The following is a 22,733-nucleotide window of genomic DNA, read 5'->3' as shown; positions in this document are numbered from 1 at the left end:
ATGTTTCAGTTTCTGAAGTATATTATCCGTACTCCACTAGATCCCTTAGTCCATTTGCTAGTTTCTTCACTTATAATGACCGCCAATTAATTGATTTCTTCTATAGGCTGTACCGCCTGGCGTAACGGAAACCGCGCGAAGAATGGCAGCTAATCCGTACTTCACACGAATTTCATCCATCACTTGACCGATTTTTTGCTGTTTCCAGTTCGAAGGTTCGAATAAACTCAGCTGGAAACTGTCGTTTTCTTCAAGATTCGACAAGTTAACGGAAATATGGCGGACGGGTCTGCCATCATGGAACGTTTCAAACAGTTCTTGGCACACACGATAAATCGCCAGCGTTTCATTCGTCGCTTCCGGCAGCGTTTTGCGTCGCTGGAAGCCGCCACCTAACGCATGCTTCGAATAGCCAAACGACAACGTGATCGTACGTCCTTTCTTTTTTGCAAGGCGTGCGCGCATCGCGGTATCTTCACACATCTCAAGCAAAACGGCTAATACTTCGTCCGTCGTCGTATAATCGCGCAACAACGTCTGGCCTTTGCCGTAACTCACTTGCCCCTCGATCAGGACGGAACCAAGTTCGGAATAATCGATGCCATGCGCGTGATAATACAATTGATTGCCCATCACACCGAACTTCTTCTCCAAGTTTTCGAGTGGCGTATGTGCGAGATCACCGACCGAATAAACACCCATGTCTTCAAGCGTTCGCTCCACTCTTCTGCCGATCCCCCACATTTTATGAAGCGGGGCGACCGGCCACAACTTCTCCGGCACGTCTTCATACGTCCAGTGCGCGATCCCTGTTTTCTTCGCTTCCAAATCCAGCGCAAGTTTCGACAGCAACATATTCGGCCCGACGCCGCAAGCTGAACGCAACTCGAATTGCCGGTACAACTCGTCTTGGATCCGGAAAATCAAATTCTCGAGAGGCCCCCAAAGCTTTTCGGTGCCCGTAAAGTCCACAAAACTTTCATCGATACTATACACATGAATCGCTTCTTTTGGCACATAGCGATTCAATAATCTCGTCAACTCCATCGAGACATCTATATAAAACTGCATTTTCGGTTCAATCAAACGAATGCTCGGATCGTCCGGAATCTCATACAAACGCATGCCAGTCGTAATGCCGAACTCCTTTTTCAGTGGCGGCGAGGCAGCTAACACGACTCCGCCTTTGCGCTCGATATTACCGACGATCGCAATCGGCACCTTCATGACGTCGAGCCCTTCCATTGCCGCAGCACAACTCGCGTAGAAGCTACGCATGTCAAGACAGGCTATTTTTTTATTCGGTAACGGCTTCATATGACGTTCACTCCTCAAAAGAACAAGTGTTCTTATATAGAGTATACCCGCATTTGACCTCTTCAAGCAATGGAAATCTGCGGGTTTTGCACATATTTTTGGCTAACTTGCCAGCTACGTAAAAATATCCCGAAAGTGGGAGTATAACCTCTCACTTTCGGGATATAGTATTCAACTATACTTTTATAGCCTACTCATTATTTACAGGGAAATATCTTCTGGCGGTTGGCCTTTTTTGTTCATCAAACGGATCGCTTCCGGTTCGATTTTCAAAATAACCAAATTCGGATCTTCTGGTCCATCAAACCATGCTTTCATATGATCGTTCCAGATTTTTTCCTTCAATGATTCATCATCGGAAATCGTTACATGACCAGAATATTCCACGTACGCATCACCGAATCCTTCACCGTCATATCCAAGTAGAATGTGCGTGTGGGGATTATCCTCCAGCTCATCCACCTTTTCCGTTTTCTTATTAGTAGGTGTATACAATGTCAATCCATCACTCATGAATGTCATGTAGCGGCTATACGGCTTGTTGTTGTCCACCGTTGCCATTGTGCCCGTCATACTTTCGTTCAAAATTTTAATCACTGTGTCTTTTGCAGTCATTTACTTCCGCTCCTTTCGCGATTACTCCTAGTCTTCCCACCTGCATAATTTCTAAACCTGATAACATTCAAACGGAAGCTTACTTTAGCCAATATTGATTGCCGTTACGCGTCTGACCGAAATAGCCATATTCGGTTAAATAATTACGCAATGTAATGAAATCTTCATGTATTGTTGACAGCAGATCATTCACTTCATGCTTACTGTACGAAATATCTCCGTCAAAGCGTTTACTGATTTCCTGGACAATAATACGTCGCTGTTTTTCTGTCGCTGGCATCTCTTTTAACTGACCATCCATTCCATCAGGGAAAAACGTTCGCAGTATCGCTTGCTGTTCTTCCTCCGCAACCGAATGATCATCATGAAATAACTGCGATGCTTTATGTGGCGGAATGAAAGCCGGAACGTATTGTTCTCGCTCTCTCAATAACTCCATCATCGCAAGAAACACTTTCGCCTGACGTTCTTTTTCTTTCAACGCAAACCGATGATGCCGAACCGTCGTCGCACTGCCGATCTCCAATTCTTCCTGGATATCCTTATCACTTTTCCCTTGATAGAATAAACGCAATAGATCCCCTTGATGATCCGTAATCCCCGACCATTTCTTATCGAGCTCAAGCAAATACGCAAACACCGACTGATGGGAATGTTCGATATGTACATGCATAAATCGCTCCGCTTCATACAACGCATTCTCGTACGGATAAATCACGCCTTTTTCCATTTGCTTGCCACATAACAAACAATCATACGAAGTGTTGCTCTCTATATAACCCTGCTTTAATTCATCTAATGAAGCACCCCAGAACGTTTCAATGATTTCCATGTAGTACGCACTCCTATCACGTTTTAATTCACCACAAACAAATTCAATAATTGTTTGTTCGTTAACTCTTATGATACCTCGTACAATTCGTAACTTCAATAGGGTTACAAACAATCAGTTGTTTTGTTTGTCATTGTGTTTATCTCGCTGTCTGTACAGTCGCCAAACAAAACTGCCCATGATACACTAATTTCATACATAACTAAACGAGGTGAGTGACATGTGTTTACTGGCATTCCAATTACAAAGCCATCCGAAGTATAAATTGGTTCTGATGGCGAACCGAGACGAAGCGTATCGTCGTCCAACAGCACCAGCAGACTTTTGGAGCGATTACCCGAACGTCTTGGCAGGACGTGATTTAGAACAAATGGGTACGTGGCTTGGCGTCAATACAGAAGGAAAAGTCGCCGCATTAACGAACTACCGAGACTTCACGCGACCGGAAACAGGCAAGCGTTCGCGCGGTCATATCGTCTCTTCCTATTTACAATCGGATTTGTCCGCGCAATCATTCATGGAGCAACTGCATACGAATCGAGACGATTACGCAGGCTGCAACGTGCTCGCTGGATCAGCTGAAGAGATGTTCTATTACTCGAATATCGAACAATCGATCCAACATATCACGCACGGCACACACGGACTGAGCAACGCATTGCTCGATACACCATGGCCGAAAGTAGATAAAACGAAAGCGTTGCTTGCGGAGTATTTGGAGCAGACTACGACAATCGATCCTGACGTGTTATTCGCTATGATGCAACGAGCGGAACGTTTCCCGACTGAACAACTGCCTGATACAGGCGTCGGAGAAGATCTCGAAAGCTTGTTGTCTTCTATATTCATTGCGTCGAAAGATTACGGTACACGATGTACGACAGTGCTATCGATCGACTGCGACGATCATGTGGAATTCGAAGAACGCATATATGAAAAAGGTCTATTTACAACTGCACAGAAATTCTCATTCCACATCGAAAAACCGACATACTCGTAAAAGAGTACAGTCGTTTTTCTTCTGTTTTTCATGAATTATTTTCATATAACAACTACGACATATCCATATATTTCTTGAATTCAGCTAACGCTTTTTCTCGGTCTCCCGTACCAAATAACCGCTTATTGTCCGCTGCGATAATGCGGTAATGTCCACCTGCTGTATGCTGTTGTAACTTATATTGCTGCCACTGACCCACTTCCGTCCACCAATTAACGGATGCGCTCGCTGCAGTTTCCCGTGAATGAATCTCTTCATGCACAGCCATTTCAGCTAGCTCAATCGGATCTTCACCCATGACCGAACGCAGCAGAGCACTCTCGCGAAATAACGCACAAACGACGACCGCTGTAGACCAGCCAATCTCCTGGCGACCTTTCTCCAACTGTACAAGCGTCTTCTTAGAAATCCCCATAATCTCCGCCATCTGATCTTGCGTATAATCCATTTCCGTCCGAATTAATTTCAAGCGAGGCGACACCAAGTCTATGACTGTCTGCTTATTCAACGTCGAATTCCTCCTTTACATATATAGTGTATATTTACACTATTAGTATCATTAGTTATTTTAATTGTATAAAAGACTCTTATTGTGTAAAAACATTCTTTAATTAGTAGTGTATCATATCGGAGCGTCTTTATATATCTCCATAAAAAAAACCCGCTAAGCCGAAGCTCAACAGGTTGTATTCATTCGTTTAAACAGTTCGTGTGATTTCCCAGCCTGTAATATCTTCTTCCAGCGGAATCTGAGCAGCACGGGCTTTCACTGCGGCATTGAAGAATAGGGCGACGAGGAAGATCGAGATGACAGTTGCACCTATAAGGGCTACGTTCATCGGTAATCCAAATCCAATGGCCGCGTTTAGTATATACGTCATCGTGGCCATCAGCATGAACGTTCCGGGTATGAGTGCGACCCAGTAGTTCTTGCCGGCAATGAAGAGATACATAGCACCTACGAATAACGCGATGACTGCCGTGGACTGGTTCGCCCAGGAGAAGTAGCGCCATAGAATATTGAAGTCTATACGTGTCAGTGCAATAGAGATAGCGAACATCGGAAGTGCGATCCATAGACGGCTCAAGATTTTCGCTTGTGGATATTTAATGTAGTCTGCGATAATCATTCGCGCGCTACGGAAAGCCGTGTCGCCCGATGTGATAGGTAGAATGATGACTCCGAGGATAGCGAGTGTACCACCAACCGCACCTAACATGACAGTGGATACTTCACTAACAATCACTGCGGGTCCGCCAGCTGCAAGTAATTCACTTAATGTAATACCGTTGAACAACGCCATACCAGCCGCTGCCCAGATCATTGCGATAATAGCTTCTGCAATCATCATACCGTAGAAAATTTTTCGTCCTTCGCTTTCTTTCTTTGTTGTCCGAGAAATGATCGGAGACTGGGTAGCATGGAAGCCAGATAATGCGCCACATGAAATCGTTAAGAATAATAACGGGAAGATCGGAATATTATCCGGATGCAAGTTCGCAAATGTTAATTCCGGAATTGGAACGCCTTTGATTACCATCATGCCACCGATTCCGACTGCACTGATTACAAGTAGTGCGCCGAAGATAGGATAGAAGCGACCGATGATTTTATCGATCGGTAATAATGTAGCCAAAATAAAATAAAGGAAAATAAGTGCAACGATAATACCCATTGCCATCCAACCGTTCATCAAGTTGTACAGCAGTCCTGCTGGTGCCGAAACGAATACCGTACCGACCAAGACGAGTAATAATAACGCAAATGCATTGACGATATGCTTCATAAATTTCCCGAGAAATTTTCCTGCCAGTTCAGGCAAGTGTGCTCCGCGGTTTCGGATCGAAATCATACCTGTTAGATAATCATGTACAGCACCTGCAAAAATCGCGCCGACAACGATCCAGATAAATGCAACCGGACCATATAACGCACCCATGATCGGTCCGAAAATCGGTCCAACTCCTGCAATATTTAGTAACTGGATCAATGAGTTCTTGCTTGTGCTCATCGGCACATAGTCGACTCCGTCTGCGCTTGTATACGCTGGTGTCGCACGGTCTTCCTTAACGCCGAACATTTTGACGATGTACTTACCATACGTAAAGTATCCGACTATTAATAATACGATAGAGAATAAAAATGTAATCATAGCTTCTTTCCCTCCCTTATAGTGATAACGCTTACAATAACTATAATAGAAAGGTGTCCAATTCATGACAAAATCTCGTAACATGTCAAAATCGCGAAGTAAGATGCACTCCAGGAGATTAACAGGTTACGAGATGATTATCCTTCTAGACGTTGACGTAATTCTTTGACATAATTGCGACTGACAGACAGCTTTTCTGCTCGCTGATCGATCTCCAGCTGATACGCTCCGTTGAACCAAGGCGTCAAACTGCTGACGTGCGCCAAGTTGACAATAATACTTTTATGTATACGAAAGAACGACGCAGGAATCAACCGTTGCTCCAAATCCTTTAATGTCATGCGCGTCTCGTAATCTTTCGCCACCGTAACAATTTTCGTCCATTTATCATCACGATGCACATACAGAATATCTTGCACCGGAATATAGTGGATCTCGCCTTCCGTTTCAACAGGCAGCCGATCAATTCGTTTTGGTAGCGTAGCAATCGGCGGGTGAAGCAATTCTTCCACACGTTCAATCGTCTGGCGCAACTGATCTTCATCATACGGTTTTAATAAATAGTCCGTCGCATGAATTCGAAACGCTTCCGCTGCGAACTGCGGATAAGCAGTAGCGAAGACGATCAACGGTACTTTTTTCAGTGCGCCAAGCGTCTTTGCTACTTCCATGCCATCGACTTTCGGCATTTCAATGTCGAGAAATACTATGTCTGGTTGCAGTTGCATCACCTTGACGATCGCCGCCTCACCCGAATCCGCTTCCCCGACAATGTGAACCGACTGAAATTGTCCCAATAAATAAATCAACTCTTCACGCGCGTACCGTTCATCATCTACGACCAATGCTCGGATTTCCGTCATGATCCTCCACCTCCACCTTCGGAATCTGGAAGGAAATCTTCGTTCCTTCATTCGGCGTACTCTGTATAGCCAGCGCTGAACGCTCATCAAACGACATAATGAGGCGCCGATTGACATTATACAGACCGAGACCTGTCCCTTTTTCAGACATGACCTTCTCCTCGCCAAGCCGTGACAGTCGCTCACTGTCGATTCCTTTTCCATTGTCTTCTACTATAATATGAATCGCGTCATCGATTTCATGAATAGAAATATGGACAATCGCATGTTCATCAAGATCTTTAATACCATGCGTCATCGCGTTTTCCACAATCGGTTGCAACGTCAGTGGCGGAATCTTCACCTGCATAACGTGCGGATCGGTATCGATACAAATCTTCAATTTATCAATGAAACGCGCTTCTTCAATCATCAAATACGCTTCAACATGCGCTAATTCCTGTTGTAACGTCACCATCTTCGCAGTCGTACCTTCAAGATTCTGACGCAAGAAGAATGACAATGACGATAGTAATTTACGCGCCTCATCGGGATTTGTCCGGATCAATGAAATGATAATATTTAACGAATTAAATAAGAAATGCGGACTGATCTGTGCTTGCAGTGCTTGGATTTCCGCTTCTTTCGCAAGTTGATAGGCGTGATCCGCTTCAGCGATTTCGAGTTGATTGCTGAGTAATTCAGCGAGTCCTGCGATTAATTCGATCGTCACATCCGTAATTGCTTTACGCGAAGGATAGAATAATTTCAATGTCCCAACCGTCTCACCACGTGTTTTAAGCGGCGCAATGACAACCGCACCAAACGTGGGTACGTCGGGGGATTCATTCAGGATAGAATCGGTCACGATGAGCTTGCCTTCTTGGATTACTTGCCGTGTAATGTCTGTCTGAATCGGTCCGTGCGCAATACTTCCTTTTGTTCCAATGAATGCGAGAATCTCTGTTTTATTCGTCATCGCGACAGCACCGGGCTTGAGCTCATCCATCAGAATGCCGCAGACGGCCGTAGCTGTGTCTTTTCGCATGCCTGTCCGTAAATAGCCAAGCGTCTGATCTGCAATACGCAATGTTTTCTGCGCTTGCAATGCAGTCACTTTCTCTTGATCACTTATCACGCTGTACGCAATGAGCATGAACAGCGCCGTCCCAAGACCATTTGCGAGAATCATTGGTAAACCGATCGCCTGCACTAATGTGAGCGCTTTCTCGAGCGGTTGAGCAATCACGAGAATGAGTAACATTTGCAACGCTTCCGCTGCTGCACCGATTCCGAATGCCATGAGTGGACTGATGTGCTTGTTCTTTTTATAGAAGTATCCTGCGACTATCCCGGAAATAATCGTCGCCACACCACATGAAATTGCAGTAAAGCCGCCTAGTGACATACGGTGAATCCCGGCAATTAAACCGGCACCGATACCAAGTCGATAACCGCCAAGCAATCCCGCCACGACGACGCCGATGACACGGGAGTTCGCAATTGCTTCATCAGAATGCAATTGCCATGACATATTCTCGAAATGAAGCGTTTGCATATCAAGCGCCATGCCAAAATAAGTACCAAAAATCCCAAATAACCCAAAAAATAGAATGGCCGTCAGCTCTTGCCGACGATCCAAACCATCTTGGTGAATCATATTCTGGAAAAATCGGAAACGAGTCAAAAGGAAAGCGACTGCCACAATCATTCCGACTCGTTCGATCATGATGATCAGTAAATCTAGCATCGCTTTCCCCCTTTCCCTACTATACGCTTACTTTTGTATCGCTTTATTGACGACCGAAACTACTTCCAGGCGCGTCATCTTCTCGCGTCCTTCTTTCAGTGCATCCAGCGTACTATGCGCCAGAGCCAAAGGAATATTACAGAAGTTTAAAATCGTCTTTGTATGAATGTCTTCAATATACGCATCCGCTAGCGCCAAATTTTCTTCAGCGTACGCAAACATCTCCGGCAACTTCCAGTCATTTGGGAAGAAATTGACGTCACGTACTGCGTCTTCTTTGTAGTTACGCAGAATATTGACCGACTGCAATCCACGGCCAAAGCCAATTGCCAAGTCGCGATCCGTCTCCGTGCCGTCATACCAGCGCCAAATATCGGCTAGCATTACGCCAACGAGCCCCGCCACGTAGTACGTATAATCATCGAGGTCTTCACGTGTATGAATGACCCAGTCTTTTCCAGCCCATTCTGCCATGCCTCGACCCATGATCGCAGTCGATTCCAGAACTTTATTGCGTGCTGTCGCTGGGCAGAACTCTACCCAATCAGCTAAGCGCAATGTCACTTCCGGCAATTGCTCGCGGTATGGTGCGAATAACGTTTCAAGTGCAGCGGCCATTGATTCTCCTGTCGCGATCGTGCGGTCGAGTATGTCGCTTACTTTGTTCAGCAAGTCGATCACGATCGTCACGTCGAGCTGTTCATGATCTTCGATTTCGTCGATTGCGCGCATGCACAAGTACGCAGACGCTACCGCTTCACGAACGTTCGGTTCAAGAAGTTTGATCGGTATGTAGAATGTACGGCTTGTCTCTTTAAGGACTTTCATAGCTTCTTTTTGTAGTTTAGCTTCGGTTTTCATGTAAGGTTCCCTCCATCAATCTTTGCACAGGTAGTGAATATATAGAATGGATTTATTATAGCATTGATTGGGTTGGGGGTGCGACTTGGAAGGTAGATGAGGAGGAAATGTTGGATTGTTATGGGACGGATACGACGGTGATTAATGAATGGAGATTGGGTTAGCACCGTTTCGCTGCGATTCACTTTTCAACTTAATAAAGCTATATATTCAGCTAGAGAGACGTTTACTAAAAATATTGGATGATGATACACTTACACTAAATAGATACATAGGAGGTAGATTCTATGGAAACAATTAAGGTTCTTTCATTGAATGTAGGGAAACCAAAAGAAACGGACTTTCGGAAAAAGAGTGTTTTGACTGGCTTTTTCAAGGAGCCAGTACATGAGGCAGTGTTTTTATCTTCTGTTAATTTTATAGGAGATGGCCAAGGGGATCTTGTTCATCATGGGGGTGTGCATAAAGCGGTTTGTGTGTATCCGTTTGCGCATTATAGCTACTGGGAACGCGCGCTGGATCGGCCGCTTTCGTATGGTGCGTTCGGCGAGAATTTGACGATTTCGGGTATCACGGAGCAAGACGTTTGTATCGGGGACTCGTTTCAGCTTGGTGAAGCAATTGTGCAAGTGAGTCAGCCGCGCCAGCCGTGTTTTAAGTTAGGGCTTGTGTATGAACGAAAAGACATGCCGCTACTTGTGCAGGATACAGGCTATACGGGATTTTATTTCCGGGTGCTGCAAGAAGGAATGGTTTCTCCCGAAGATAAATTAGTTCAGTTAACATGCCAGGCGCAGGCTATTACGGTGGCAGAAGCGAATCGTCTGATGCATCATGATAAACAGGACTTAGTAGGTGTTCGCCGGTTGCTAGAAATTGAAGAATTATCTCCGAGCTGGCGCAAGACGTTTGAAAAGCGTATGGCGGGTCAGGAAGTTGATAGTAGTGAGCGGATTTCTGGGAAAGAATAGAGTCTGTGGATGTTATGATTTTATGGCGTTGTTTTTGCGAAGAACCAATGCTCTTTTTATGGTGCCAATGATGTTCGTTCGAAGTATTCTAAAAACTAATAAAAGGCATTCCTTCACTCGGCTCTAAGCGAAGGAATGCCTTTTATTTAGATGCATCTTCTCTAGTAGAAACATTGACGTCACGAGTCAGTAAATTCACCAACTTTGATCGGTTTGAAAGTCTATGAAATAAGTAGATTCCGAATCATACTATTCAATTCTACTAACAAATTAGTCAAAGTGAATAGTAAATATCGTCTTCACTTTCATAGCGGACAGGTATAGAATATCCTTGATCTGATTTGAATTGAAGTGCCTGTTTATCTAAGCGACCTGTTAGCACAGAAAATGAATGGTGATGCTGTTGTTCAGGCAGAAGAGAATAATGGATAATGTCATGAATTAGAGAAGACATATCTTCAAATGAAGTAAATACATAATACTCATTCACCATATAAGCTGGCATATCGCCCATCTCCTTTGTAGTTAGCTAAGAGGCTTTGTGGACTGGAGAAGAATCTGCTACTAATTTTTCAGCAAATATACAATTACTCACCATTTATGCATGGCCAGCAACAGATTATTCCGAATAGAAAAACTACTTAATAGTAAGTATACGATAATTTTAGATAAAACACTATTGACAATTGTTAATATTTACATAAATGAGTCTATCGATTATTTTTATAAACTATGTTACATGTATAAAAGAGTTTTTGAAAACCGTTTTTTATCATAGATTATTTTAATCGATCCTAAGAGAGTTCGTTCCATCATGCCTCGCGTTTACATCGCTCGGAGATTTTTTATCTTAGAAGGAAGGTAATTCTTAATCAACTTTTTCACTGGGTGCATACCCCGCTAATTTCAATAACATACTTGCATCGGTTTTTAGTTCTTCTGATAATGTATAAACCGCTTCACGTGTGGGTTTATATCTTCCCTTCTCTAGAGAATCAATGAATGAATAACTCAGGTTAGCGCGTTCTGCTAAATAACGTAAAGACATCTGTCCTTGTGTACGCAATTCCTGTAGGTAATTTCCGAATTCGTTCAAATTTATCCCCGCCTTATCTATTTTATATATAAGTAAAGTACAAATACTGGTTATACAATATAAAAAATTAGGTAAAAAGACTAATTTTAATATTTTTCAAAACGCCCAAATATTTAATTGTTAAATAATGTAATTAAATTACTGTAAAACAACTATACTAGAATATGAAATCTGATTATATTAACCTATATAATGAATATACTTCTTTTCTATGAAGATTACTATGCTCCATATCCCTAATTTTCTACTTTTCCTAGTACATATTTGTGTCTAGTAAGTAAAAAAAGTAAAATAACAGCTCATTTCATTTTAAAATTGTTGACTTATTATTTATTTCCAAACAAAACTTATGTTAATTAGATAAAAATTGTTTACCTAACACTATTAGGTAGTACAATAAAACATGACACCTTAAAGTGTTAAATGAATCGGAGGTTTGAATGATGAATTCACAGGAGAAATTAGAAGATATCTGTAAAACCATTGTGCTTAATGCGCCACTTGAAAAAGTATGGGAAGCTGTTTCTACATCAGAAGGGATTGCAGCGTGGTGGATGCCAAATTCACTTAAACCCATTATAGGACATGAATTTGTACTTCATACAGGGCAATTCGGTGACTCTATTTGTACAGTAACAGAACTTCAACCCCCTACTCGTTTGGGCTTTGATTGGGGTAAAGATTGGCATGTTTTAATTGAATTAAAAAAATTGAATGAAGAGCAAACGGAGCTTACATTAATACACTCTGGCTGGGATGCCAATAAAGTAACCGAATTTGAACAACCTCATACAGTCGTTCGTGGATTTATGGAAAGCGGTTGGGAACGTATTGTAAAAGAGAGACTTCCTGATCTAGTAAAGGCTTAAATGTGGAGAAACCATCTACGCAAGACATTTTTCAATCAATTTCCGATCCCACTCGTCGTAGTCTGTTAAAACTGCTTGCTGAAAAAGAATTATCCATAACCGATATTGTGGAATTCTATCCTATAAGCCGCACAGCAGTAAATAAGCATCTTCACATTCTATTTGATGCGGGCCTCGTCCACCGTCAAAAGGTTGGACGTGAAACACGTTATATGCTTAATTCTGAACCATTGATTGAACTAAAGGACTGGCTTCGTTTCTTTGAACAATATTGGGATAAAAACCTACTCGCACTCAAAGAATATGTAGAGAAACATAATGATTAGTCATCAGTGAAACCGAGAGTAGGAAATACAAATCTCTCGGTTCCTTTTACATGATTCGGTTACGACTTTGTCATTATTTCATTACTTGTCTTAACTCATCTGTCATTTGCTCAACTAATTCTGGTCTTCCATGAAATTGTGCAGGTGTATTTTGGAAGAGCTCAACTTTCCAATTGCCGTCTTTGTTAACGGTAACTAGAGTTTGAAGGGCATTTACTGCGGGCTCAATATCTGTTTTACCTGGTGGAATCATCCCTGCAATAGCTTGTACGATTGCGGTATCCGTTCCGATTACACGAACGTCTTTCTCTTTCGTTACAAAAGGTGCTGTGGGATGTTTTTCAAAGATTGATGTAAGGTGCGATAAAATTTCCTTTCGGCCAACCATTTTACTACCATCAAAACCAATTTGAATTCCTTGTTCTGTAAATAGTTCAGCCATTCCTTTTGCATCACCGTTGTTCCATGCGTCTATTAATCTTCGATACAGACTAGTGATTTCATCTACGTTAGAAATATTCATGCACTGATCCCCTTTTATTACGAATTATAGTATTTCCCTTACTTCGTCTCCTGTACAACGGTTAGCCACTACATGCTTTACTAGTTGGCATGTGATTTCGATTTGATAATAGTTTCACTAATAAACCCCATTACCATGCCAACACCGATCGGTAGTAGTGAAATTTCAGTATGCGAAAGTGAGAAATTAAATAGTAGAACATCTATATTCGCTGTAAAACCTATTACATATAGTACTACCATCGTTCCAAATGAAACTAGTAATGGAATCCAAAAGAACTTATTCACAACTTCACCTCCCAATCTTTTTAGTGGGATGTCAGTGATGTTTTTATTATGATAACTAATATTCTGATCTACTAGCTCTTTCATCTTTTGCACAGGTTGATCATTCAGCGCAATCTCCTCTAGACACTTCTTAAAATAAAGTATATCATTTTTCTGGTAAACTATCTAACTACTCTGTTATTTAATTTGTTGAATACAGCATAAAACTGTCAATACAAAAATCAGGATTTGAAAATGAAAAAACATCTATATAAGACGCAAATGTAAGTGCTTGCACAATCACATTTGTTACCTATACAGATGCTATTCACCATACATTTTAACTTGGATAGAAAGAGCTATTCCTTTTCATCAATAAGGATCTGCTTCATGACCTTTGTCTACTGCATCTTTCACAGCCATTTTGGAATCGGGCGTGCCTTGTCCAAATCTCGATTGACCCGCATCACGACCAGGGACTTTACGTTCTGCCGCCATCCCTTCGAACTCTTTCATTTTCCGTTCAATACCTGCTTGTACAAGACGTCCGTATTCAAAATCAGCTTGTGTGAAGTGATCGATCATCGCTTCTTGAATACGCACATCACACGCTGCGAGTGCATCGGAGAGGTTAGTAATTAATTCCTCTCGTTCCCACTCTTCAAACTGTCGGAACGTTTCGCCTGCTTGTCCATAATTATTCGGTCGGTCAATCGGTGCGCTCATCGCTGCTGCATTATACGTAGGTCGATGCGGAGGACGACTTTCTCCTGTTGCTTCTTTAAATCCACCGAGCATGGATGGTTCATAATTAATATGCGGATTGTCTCCCGACTCGCTTGGGTCTCGATGATCCATTTGACCACGTTGCTGGTTTGTCCGAACTTCTTTTTTGGGTGCATTAACAGGCAGCTGGAGATAATTCGTGCCGATACGATGACGCTGTGTATCGGAATACGAGAATGTACGGCCTTGAAGCATTTTATCGTCGGAAAAATCCATTCCATCAACAAGGACTCCGGTTCCGAAGGCGGCTTGCTCGATGTCCATATGAAAATCATCAGGGTTGCGGTCTAATACCATCTTCCCTACAGGCAACCAAGGAAACTGTTCTTCTGGCCAAAGTTTTGTATTATCAAGCGGATCAAAATCCAGTTCTGGGTGGTAGCCATCTTCCATAATTTGCACAAAAAGTTCCCATTCAGGGTACTCTTTCCGTTCGATCGCTTCAGATAAATCTTGCGTCGCATGTGCAACGTTTTTCGCCTGTATAGCATCGGCATCTTCCTGTGTTAAATTTCGAATGCCTTGCTTCGGCTCCCAATGATACTTCACTAAAACCGCCTCACCTTTGTCATTGACCCACTTGTATGTATTCACACCCGAACCTTGCATATGACGGTACGTGGCGGGAATACCCCATGGAGAAAACAAAAATGTGATCATATGGATAGCTTCTGGCGATCGAGAGACAAAATCAAACATGCGCTGCGGATGCGATATATTAGAAGCGGGGTCGGCTTTGAATGCGTGAATCATATCAGGAAACTTCATTGCATCTCGAATGAAAAAGATTTTCAAATTATTTCCTACAAGGTCCCAGTTGCCATCTTCTGTATACATTTTCACCGCAAACCCTCGTGGATCTCGTGCAGTTTCGGGCGAATCTTTAGCGCCTGCTACAGTAGAGAAACGAGCGACTAAAGGCGTTCTCTTCCCAGCACCCGAAAACACTTTGGCACGGGTATACTTTTCAACTGGCTCATTTCCAGCTTTCCCATACGTTTCAAAATAACCAAAAGCACCTGAACCTCTTGCATGGACTACTCGTTCTGGTATTTCTTCACGATCAAAATGAGAGATTTTTTCAATGTAATGATAGTTTTCTAGCGTAGCGGGGCCACGGTCACCAATTGTCCTGATGTTTTGATTATCCTGTACAGGATGCCCTTGGCGCGTCGTAAGTATTTCTCGCTCTTCCATTTGACGGTCATTTGGTTTATGCTGTTTCTTTTCCACTGTATTCCTCCTCGACAAAGTGCTTTCCATTTCTACTGACAGTATGACCAGATCGTGGAATTATAAACACTAATGCTTGGAGGATCGGTTATATCGCTACGCTAGGTTAGCTGAATATTGTGCTTCATAGAAAACCTCATAACTATGGACTTTGATTGGGAATCTAGTATCCCTTATTGAATTCTTCATTTCATTTCGCCTTACTATTTCTTATCTTTATTCTTCAAATCCTCGATCAGCTCTTTCATTTCCTTAATTTCTTTTTTCTGCGTTTCAATTATACAGTAAAAAGACAGCGCGAAAAATCCTCAAACCTTGTTTCAAGATTTGAGGATTCTAGAATTTTATTCATTATTTAAATGTTTCCTGTTGTTAAGGAGCTTCAGTAACTCGTGTAACTTCGGAATAGTTGTTTTAATCCCGTTTTTACACATCCACCATTTCTAAAAATTGCAGCGTACGTTCATTTTTGGAGTGGTTAAAGAACGTATCTGGATCCGCATCTTCAATGATGACTCCGGAGTCTAGCATAATGACTCGATCTGCTACATTTTTAGCAAATTTCATTTCATGCGTCACGACGATCATCGTCATCCCTTCTTCTGCCAACGTCTGCATGACTTGCAATACTTCTCCGACGAGTTCAGGATCGAGTGCAGACGTTGGTTCATCGAATAATAGCACTTTCGGTTCCATGGCAAGCGCCCGGGCGATCGCCACTCGCTGCTTTTGTCCACCCGATAATTTATTCGGATAAACGTCTGCTTTATCGGATAAACCTACCTTTTTCAAGATTTCGAGTGCCATTTTCTTCACTTTTGCTTTGTCTATTCTTTTCACCATCAAAGGCGCTTCCATTACATTTTCTAATACGGTTTTGTGAGGGAATAAGTTAAAGTGTTGAAACACCATACCCACCTCCGCACGCACCTTCGCTAAATTATCTTTTTTCTGATTGATACTCTTTCCATCAATTGTAATTACGCCTTCATTCGTCAGTTCTAAGAAGTTTAAGCACCGTAAGAATGTACTCTTTCCTGATCCACTGACGCCAATAAGAACGACTACTTCACCGCGATGTACTTCCATATCAATACCTTTTAACACGTTTAAATCTCCGAATGACTTATGGATATTTTCTGCTTTAATCATCGTATTCGCCTCCATTATTTATCTACATCCAATTTGTTCTCATACCATTTTAATAGAGCGCTGAAAATAAGAACGAGAATGAGATAATAAAGACCTACAACGAGAAACGTTTCGAATTGCTTGAAGTTCGAAGCAGCTACTCGGTTCGCTACACCAAACATTTCAGATACTCCGATGACATACACTAAAGACGAATCTTTTAATGTAATGATGAATTGGTTTCCAAGCGGTGGAATCGCACGTCGTAAAGCTTGTGGAAAGACAATTCGTCTCATCGTCAATGAACTGTTCATACCGAGTGCTAGACTTGCCTCCCGCTGACCTTTATCAATTCCTTGAATAGATCCACGGAAAATCTCTGCAATATACGCACCGTTGTGGACGCCTAAAGCAATGGCTCCTGCCCAAAAGTTATCTAATACGATAACTGAAGTAATACCGAAGTATAAAAACATAATCTGTACAATAAGTGGCGTTCCACGAATTAGTGTAATGTAAATATTTGCGATCGTTTGTAGTATTTTTGAATTCGAGATCTTCATCAGTGCGAAAAAGATACCTAAGACGGTTCCAATGACAATCGCAATCGCTGTGATCTCAATCGTTAATAGACCTGCTTCTAAAAATCCTTTATACGTACTTTTGAATACATCCATAAATGTAAGTAAAAACTCAGGCACCGGCTCACCAACTCTCTAGAAAATAGACAAGGATTGTATTTATTCCAATAGCTCGACACCTTCTAGATCGATATCCAGAAGATTTCGTCCGAACCATTTATCGGAAATTTCCTCATATGTTCCGTCTTCAATCATTTCTTTTAATGCTTCATCAAGCGCTTTTGTTAGTTCTGGATTTTCTTTATTTACAGCAATAGAAGGTTGTTCTACCCACATCGGCTTGTCGACTTCTTTGATTTCGAATCCATTTTCGATTGCTTCAAAACCAACAATATCTGCAGTAATAACGGCATCTATGCGACCTTTAACCGTTAAGTCTTTTAAAGCGACTACATCACTTGTGTAATACTGTAAATCATCCGATAGTTCTTTGGCACTCTCTTCATATGTCGACTGTGCAATGACACCAATCTTTTTTCCTTTTAAGTCTTCTGGAGATGTAATTTCGTCATTATCTTTTGCTACGAAAATCATTCCACCTGAATAATAGTAAGGCTCCGTGAAGTCTGCTTGCTCCGCGCGTTCTTTTGTATACGCCATTGAACCGATAATTGCATCAAACTTATTGCCAACTAAACCTTGTAAAATAGTTTCAAAAGGATTCGTTACGGGATTTGCTTCAAGTCCCATTTTCTCAGCAAGTGCGTTTCCAATTTCTATATCAAAACCTGTAAGTTCTCCGTCTTCTTCATAACTAAACGGTTTATACACACCGCTCGCAGCAAATGTGAATTTACCTTCGTTCACTAATTTGTAAGCGGTATCATCCGTGCTCTCAGTTGACTTCTCTTCATCACTTCCACACGCCGCAAGTACTAGTACAGATACAGCTAGTAATAACATCATCATGGTAAATTTCTTCATTCTCTCCATCTCCCCTTTTAAGTTAGCTAACTAGCCAATTTTTCATGCCTTTTAATAGTACCCTATTTCTCCGTAAGAAAACCAATAATTCTAATAAAAGTTAATATTTTATTAATAAACAGACCCTATTAAATCAGTGATCTATTCATTTATTTTGAAAGCGCTTACAAATAGTATAGCATACAGTAATGCAATACTTCTTTTATTATAGCCTCCATAGTTTTTCGCTACATACTGAACTTAAAACAGACTCCTAGTAGGATCGAAAACTATTGTCCCCTACTACCTTCCCCTCGCTTTCTTCTATATAAGTTATCATCTATTAAAACATAAAACGTCAGGAAAGTGAACGATTAATTTTATTTTTATATAATCTTTTCTAGTTTTATAATGAAGTTAAGTGTTCATTCCATGCGGAAGTTCTTGTATTTATGAAGAATAATATGAAGAATTATCATAAACAATAATACCTTATATTTACTATTAAAATAATAATCCAAATGAGCTGGTATAGAGTCAGACATCCTTCCGATTCCATACCAGCCTATATATACCCTCTCTATTTCTACATGGATGGAGTAGCTCCAAATTAATATATTCTGTTTAACTCACGGAACGCCTTCGCCACAAACGATAAGTCTTCCTCAAACATAGTCGATAGATTCGGACGACGCCTTACCGCAAGTGGGTGATATGCGACTGAAGTTTTAAATCCCCTGACTTCATGCCACTCCCCACGCAATCCTTTGACGTCCACTTCGGTATTTCGAAAAAAGGATTGAACTGCTACATTCCCTAAACAGACGACAAGGGAAGGTTGTTGCTGTTGCAATTGAGTTTCTAGATGATGAATACAAACTGATCGCACTTTCTCTTTGTCATATTTACGAAGGGGCCGTCTCTTCAGAACATATGTCACGTAAACCCACTCTTCCTCCAAACCAACTGTCGATAGGGTCCGTCTCAACGTTTGGCGCGTTCCGCAAACTATCGGATTGCCTTCACGGTCTTCTCGTGCGCCCGGATTATCCAGTATGATCATAATCGGTGCTTTCGGATTTCCTTCTCCCCAAATCATACGAGACCCTTGGTTATATAGCCCACACTCTTGGCAATCTTGCTGACTTATTGGTGTCGGATCTTCCCGCCAACTTTCTGAACAACTAGCATTCATCTTATCAACCTCCTAGATTTTCAGTATTCCCTTCGTACAAGTAAACATACTTACATTCATTGGCATGCACATGCATGAGCACGGCATAAATAATTATAAGTTGAGCTTTTTCATGTAAAGTCGCATAACAAAACAGAATCAACTAATGTTTTGTCGTTTTATGTATAAATTGGATAATAGTTTACATTCATTCGCTAGCTTGCTATACTCAAAGAGTCTTATCGAGAAAGATTGTTTACACTGTTTTAGCCAAGCTGAAAAACGTCCTGATTGTAAGGGTGTCTCGCGTCAAACCATTTTTACTATCTCATTTGACGTACATCATGATGAATTTTCATACAACCCCCTATAGTAGCGCGCTTTCATCACTGGCATGCTCTGGCACTATGTAAAATTTTACACAAGAAAAGGGAGGAATCATTCATGAAATCAGCTATCGAAGGCAAAAATGCACAAGGAATCGCACTACAAACGTCCATGAAAGCAGCAATCGTTAAGGAATTCCAAACAGAGCTACAAATCGAGGAGACACTAAAACCAACACCAGGTGTAGGACAAGCGCTCGTTAAATTAGAGGCTTGTGGTGTCTGTCACACGGATTTACATGCGATTAATGGGGATTGGCCTGTCAAACCAAAACTTCCGTTGATTCCTGGCCATGAAGGTGTCGGTATTGTAGAAGCGATCGGACCTAACGTGACATCCGTAAAAGTTGGAGATCGCGTCGGGATTCCTTGGCTTTACTCCGCATGCGGTGAATGTGAATATTGTTTAGCAGGTAAAGAGACCCTTTGTCACGACCAAGAAAACGGTGGCTATTCAGTAGATGGTGGGTATGCAGAATATTGCCTTGCAGCTGCTGATTATGTAGCGAAAATTCCTGAAAATTTAAGTTCTGTTGAAGCAGCACCGATTCTTTGTGCTGGCGTGACGACGTATAAAGCGTTGAAAGTATCAGGAGCGAAGCCTGGAGACTGGGTTGCTATTTACGGTATCGGTGGTCTAGGTCATGTTGCATTGCAATATGCAAAAGCTATGGGCTTCAATGTAGTCGCGGTTGATATCGCAGATGAAAAGTTGGAGCTTGCGAAGAAACTAGGCGCTGACATGACAGTGAACGGTAAAAATGAAGATCCAGCGGAAGCGATTCAGCAGCAAATCGGTGGCGTACAAGCGGCTATTAGCGTAGCTGTTTCAAAGGTACCGTTTGAGCAAGCATACCGTTCTATTAAGCGCGGAGGCACGCTCGTCGCGGTTGGACTTCCACATGACGAACTACCAATTCCTATTTTCAACACCGTTTTGAACGCGATCACAGTAAAAGGATCGATCGTTGGGACACGTCTCGATATGAAGGAAGCGCTAGATTTCGCTGCTCGCGGAAAAGTAAAAGCGCAAATCGAAACCGCTCCTCTTTCCGAAGTGAATACCGTGTTGGATAAAATGGAAAAAGGCCAAATTAACGGACGCATTGTGTTGACGTTTGATTGATCTTGCGTGTAGTTGCTATGAAGTAAAGTAGATTCCTTTCGAAAATATAGTTTCATATAAAAAGCGTATCTTCTAGGTGAATGAACAGCCTAGTTGATACGCTTTTATTATTTTGATTTTATTACATCCAGCGTATACGTATGGGTTAGAATTTCCCTGGAAATACATCTATAGGATGTTCATCTAATGAGATAGGCGGTTTTTGCGTTCGGCGTTGTGTAACGACTGTACAACTGCTTCAGTTGCCATTAGAAGAATCTTTTTTGTTACCCCAACCATCTTCGAAAATCAATGCCTCTAGTTCCCTTCTCTTTTCCCAATTTGCAGACTCCAATATAGGCTTCACAGGATAGTTTTCCGTATAACCGATCGACAGTAATGCGATGGGATCAATATGAGGAGGAATGTTTAAAATATCGCGCACGTCATTTTTCTTATAAAAACTTACCCAACCTAATGCTAATCCTTCGGCAGTAGCGGCTAACCACATATTTTGGATCGCACACGCCGTAGACAGCGCATCCGTCTCAGGAATAGAATTACGCCCTAGTACATGCGATCCGCCACGTGTAGGATCACATGTCACGCAAATAGTGATTGGTGCTTCTTTCAATCCTTGTACTTTCAGCCCTAAAAACTTCGTTTGTTTTTCCTCTTCATAATGGATCGCAAGCGCTTGTCGTTCTTTATCTGCGGCCCATGCCAACTTTTCTTTCACTTCATCAGACGACACGATGATGAAATTCCATGGTTGCATGAAACCAACAGACGGTGCATGATGGGCAGCGGTTAATATTCTATGTACGATGTCTTCCGGTATGGCGTCAGGTAAAAAAGTTCGGACATCTCTTCTCGTGTAAATCGCTTTGTAGACTGCTTCTATTTCGGGTTGTGAAAACATGTATTTCTCCTCCTAGTGTGTGTAATAGTATATGTTGATTGTAGCAGATAGTACCACGCGTCAAAAAGGATGACTAGATTCACTTTTCTACCACCGTAGATCTGCCAGTATACTACAGGATTTTTATGCTATGATACGTATAATACAAAGCTAGTTACGGAGGATTTCCATGAAAAAAGTTGCTGTTATTCAAGACCTGTCATCATTCGGAAAATGTTCACTGACTGCCGCCATCCCAGTGCTTTCGGTGATGGGCGTTCAAGCTTGTCCGTTACCTACTGCGGTTCTATCGTCACAAACGGAATATCCGAGTTATTTCTGTGAAGACTTAACGCGTATAATCCCCGCTTTTACAAATGAGTGGAAAAAGCTTGACGTTTCTTTTGACGGTATTCAAACGGGCTATATTACAGGTAAAGAAGAGATTCACCATATTTTAGATTTCCTTGAACATTTCCATACGAGCGAAACACTTTTACTCGTGGATCCTGTGCTTGGGGATAAAGGCAAAGCGTACGATAACTTTGACGCCGAACTTCTCAAACAGATGAAAGTTCTTGTGGCACAAGCAGATATTATTACACCGAACATTACGGAATGCTGTTTGTTGACAGGGTATGATTACGACACGCTACATAGTTGCACTAGTGAAGAGGATTACTTGAATATTGTAGAGGAAGCAGGTAAGCAGTTGCAAAACGCTACGGGTGCCGAGATTATTATTACAGGTGTCCATCCACCAAGTAAAGATCATTCTGTTGGGAATCTATATATAAGCGAAAATGAAACGTATTACAGTTCTGTCCCTTACAACGGCAAAAGTTATTCAGGTACTGGGGATTTATTTGCTTCTGTGCTGATGGGTGGACGTATGCGTGGTATGAAAACGGAACAAGCGATTCAACTAGCAGAAGAATTCCTCGTAGCTGCGATAGAAGATACCGCTTTACAAAATACGCCAATGGTGGCGGGAGTGAATTTTGAGACGTATTTACGGATGTTGTTATGAAAAGTAGATCATGAAAACGATA

General features: G+C 41.8%; 24 protein-coding genes. 6 read left to right on the top strand and 18 right to left on the bottom strand.

All coding sequences use genetic code 11. From position 1 onward, the window contains the following. Positions 1 to 66: 66 nt before the first annotated feature. The 3 genes from CSV76_RS07965 to CSV76_RS07955 form a co-directional block, all read right to left on the bottom strand. Entirely contained in the window at positions 67 to 1,317 is a 1,251-nt protein-coding gene (locus CSV76_RS07965; protein WP_099625208.1) for a Y-family DNA polymerase, read from the bottom strand. A 201-nt stretch (positions 1,318 to 1,518) separates the two neighbouring features. Further along, complete coding sequence (locus CSV76_RS07960; protein WP_085426176.1) at positions 1,519 to 1,932, bottom strand: pyridoxamine 5'-phosphate oxidase family protein; 414 nt, start codon at positions 1,930 to 1,932, stop codon at positions 1,519 to 1,521. Positions 1,933 to 2,011: 79 nt separating this feature from the next. After that, positions 2,012 to 2,764, bottom strand: coding sequence for a DUF2087 domain-containing protein (locus CSV76_RS07955; protein WP_099625207.1), 753 nt, complete (start codon positions 2,762 to 2,764; stop codon positions 2,012 to 2,014). Between the two features lie 220 nt (positions 2,765 to 2,984). Between CSV76_RS07955 and CSV76_RS07950 the strand changes: the two genes are divergently transcribed. Next, positions 2,985 to 3,764, top strand: a complete 780-nt coding sequence (locus CSV76_RS07950) for an NRDE family protein (protein ID WP_085426174.1) — start codon at positions 2,985 to 2,987, stop codon at positions 3,762 to 3,764. A gap of 52 nt (positions 3,765 to 3,816) precedes the next feature. Here the strand turns inward: CSV76_RS07950 and CSV76_RS07945 are convergent, their stop codons facing one another. The 5 genes from CSV76_RS07945 to CSV76_RS07925 form a co-directional block, all read right to left on the bottom strand. Next, positions 3,817 to 4,272, bottom strand: a complete 456-nt coding sequence (locus CSV76_RS07945) for a helix-turn-helix transcriptional regulator (protein ID WP_099625206.1) — start codon at positions 4,270 to 4,272, stop codon at positions 3,817 to 3,819. A 190-nt stretch (positions 4,273 to 4,462) separates the two neighbouring features. Continuing rightward, the gene (locus tag CSV76_RS07940) at positions 4,463 to 5,917 is read right to left on the bottom strand and encodes a carbon starvation CstA family protein (protein ID WP_099625205.1); all 1,455 of its coding nucleotides are present in this window, start codon (positions 5,915 to 5,917) and stop codon (positions 4,463 to 4,465) included. Between the two features lie 137 nt (positions 5,918 to 6,054). Beyond that, positions 6,055 to 6,780 (bottom strand): LytR/AlgR family response regulator transcription factor, encoded by a 726-nt coding sequence (locus CSV76_RS07935; protein ID WP_085426171.1) that lies wholly within the window; start codon positions 6,778 to 6,780, stop codon positions 6,055 to 6,057. After that, positions 6,749 to 8,509 (bottom strand): sensor histidine kinase, encoded by a 1,761-nt coding sequence (locus tag CSV76_RS07930; protein WP_099625204.1) that lies wholly within the window; start codon positions 8,507 to 8,509, stop codon positions 6,749 to 6,751. The genes CSV76_RS07935 and CSV76_RS07930 overlap by 32 nt, the downstream gene beginning before the upstream one ends. 27 nt (positions 8,510 to 8,536) lie before the next feature. Continuing rightward, positions 8,537 to 9,370 carry a squalene/phytoene synthase family protein gene (locus tag CSV76_RS07925; RefSeq protein WP_099625203.1) on the bottom strand — a complete coding sequence of 278 codons (834 nt, stop codon included), beginning with the start codon at positions 9,368 to 9,370 and terminating at the stop codon, positions 8,537 to 8,539. Positions 9,371 to 9,657: 287 nt separating this feature from the next. On the opposite strand from CSV76_RS07925, the gene CSV76_RS07920 reads away from it, so the two are divergent. After that, complete coding sequence (locus CSV76_RS07920; RefSeq protein WP_099625202.1) at positions 9,658 to 10,341, top strand: MOSC domain-containing protein; 684 nt, start codon at positions 9,658 to 9,660, stop codon at positions 10,339 to 10,341. A 274-nt stretch (positions 10,342 to 10,615) separates the two neighbouring features. On the opposite strand, the gene CSV76_RS07915 is transcribed toward CSV76_RS07920, so the two are convergent. Then, positions 10,616 to 10,846 carry a hypothetical protein gene (locus tag CSV76_RS07915; RefSeq protein WP_099625201.1) on the bottom strand — a complete coding sequence of 77 codons (231 nt, stop codon included), beginning with the start codon at positions 10,844 to 10,846 and terminating at the stop codon, positions 10,616 to 10,618. A gap of 363 nt (positions 10,847 to 11,209) precedes the next feature. Then, the gene (locus CSV76_RS07910; RefSeq protein ID WP_143560359.1) at positions 11,210 to 11,437 is read right to left on the bottom strand and encodes a helix-turn-helix domain-containing protein; all 228 of its coding nucleotides are present in this window, start codon (positions 11,435 to 11,437) and stop codon (positions 11,210 to 11,212) included. A 443-nt stretch (positions 11,438 to 11,880) separates the two neighbouring features. Between CSV76_RS07910 and CSV76_RS07905 the strand changes: the two genes are divergently transcribed. Next, positions 11,881 to 12,306 carry an SRPBCC family protein gene (locus CSV76_RS07905; RefSeq protein WP_099625200.1) on the top strand — a complete coding sequence of 142 codons (426 nt, stop codon included), beginning with the start codon at positions 11,881 to 11,883 and terminating at the stop codon, positions 12,304 to 12,306. A gap of 2 nt (positions 12,307 to 12,308) precedes the next feature. Then, on the top strand, positions 12,309 to 12,632 hold the full coding sequence (locus CSV76_RS07900; protein WP_099625199.1) for an ArsR/SmtB family transcription factor: 324 nt from the start codon (positions 12,309 to 12,311) through the stop codon (positions 12,630 to 12,632). A 73-nt stretch (positions 12,633 to 12,705) separates the two neighbouring features. On the opposite strand, the gene CSV76_RS07895 is transcribed toward CSV76_RS07900, so the two are convergent. From CSV76_RS07895 to CSV76_RS07865, 7 genes are all read right to left on the bottom strand, one after another. After that, entirely contained in the window at positions 12,706 to 13,155 is a 450-nt protein-coding gene (locus CSV76_RS07895; RefSeq protein WP_099625198.1) for an SgcJ/EcaC family oxidoreductase, read from the bottom strand. Positions 13,156 to 13,235: 80 nt separating this feature from the next. Next, positions 13,236 to 13,526, bottom strand: a complete 291-nt coding sequence (locus CSV76_RS07890; RefSeq protein WP_233204434.1) for a hypothetical protein — start codon at positions 13,524 to 13,526, stop codon at positions 13,236 to 13,238. A 267-nt stretch (positions 13,527 to 13,793) separates the two neighbouring features. Then, positions 13,794 to 15,404, bottom strand: coding sequence for a catalase (locus CSV76_RS07885; RefSeq protein ID WP_099625319.1), 1,611 nt, complete (start codon positions 15,402 to 15,404; stop codon positions 13,794 to 13,796). 462 nt (positions 15,405 to 15,866) lie between these two features. After that, a complete protein-coding gene (locus CSV76_RS07880; RefSeq protein ID WP_085426161.1) occupies positions 15,867 to 16,592 on the bottom strand; it encodes an amino acid ABC transporter ATP-binding protein in 726 nt (241 codons plus the stop codon). 14 nt (positions 16,593 to 16,606) lie between these two features. Next, a complete protein-coding gene (locus tag CSV76_RS07875; protein ID WP_085428940.1) occupies positions 16,607 to 17,248 on the bottom strand; it encodes an amino acid ABC transporter permease in 642 nt (213 codons plus the stop codon). Between the two features lie 63 nt (positions 17,249 to 17,311). Then, on the bottom strand, positions 17,312 to 18,136 hold the full coding sequence (locus CSV76_RS07870) for a transporter substrate-binding domain-containing protein (RefSeq protein WP_085426160.1): 825 nt from the start codon (positions 18,134 to 18,136) through the stop codon (positions 17,312 to 17,314). Between the two features lie 589 nt (positions 18,137 to 18,725). After that, positions 18,726 to 19,310, bottom strand: a complete 585-nt coding sequence (locus tag CSV76_RS07865; protein ID WP_085426159.1) for a uracil-DNA glycosylase — start codon at positions 19,308 to 19,310, stop codon at positions 18,726 to 18,728. A gap of 477 nt (positions 19,311 to 19,787) precedes the next feature. Here CSV76_RS07865 and adhP point away from each other — a divergent pair, with 477 nt between their 5' ends. Continuing rightward, positions 19,788 to 20,801 carry an alcohol dehydrogenase AdhP gene (gene adhP / locus CSV76_RS07860; RefSeq protein ID WP_099625318.1) on the top strand — a complete coding sequence of 338 codons (1,014 nt, stop codon included), beginning with the start codon at positions 19,788 to 19,790 and terminating at the stop codon, positions 20,799 to 20,801. A 238-nt stretch (positions 20,802 to 21,039) separates the two neighbouring features. On the opposite strand, the gene bluB is transcribed toward adhP, so the two are convergent. After that, positions 21,040 to 21,702, bottom strand: coding sequence for a 5,6-dimethylbenzimidazole synthase (gene bluB / locus CSV76_RS07855; protein ID WP_099625197.1), 663 nt, complete (start codon positions 21,700 to 21,702; stop codon positions 21,040 to 21,042). 169 nt (positions 21,703 to 21,871) lie between these two features. Here bluB and CSV76_RS07850 point away from each other — a divergent pair, with 169 nt between their 5' ends. Beyond that, complete coding sequence (locus tag CSV76_RS07850; RefSeq protein ID WP_099625196.1) at positions 21,872 to 22,711, top strand: pyridoxamine kinase; 840 nt, start codon at positions 21,872 to 21,874, stop codon at positions 22,709 to 22,711. Positions 22,712 to 22,733: the final 22 nt, after the last annotated feature.

This window comes from Sporosarcina sp. P17b, assembly GCF_002743115.1.
In the GTDB taxonomy this organism is placed as follows: domain Bacteria; phylum Bacillota; class Bacilli; order Bacillales_A; family Planococcaceae; genus Sporosarcina; species Sporosarcina ureae_C.
The sequence above is the reverse complement of the archived record's forward strand: the minus strand, read 5'-3'. Positions and strand labels throughout refer to the sequence as shown.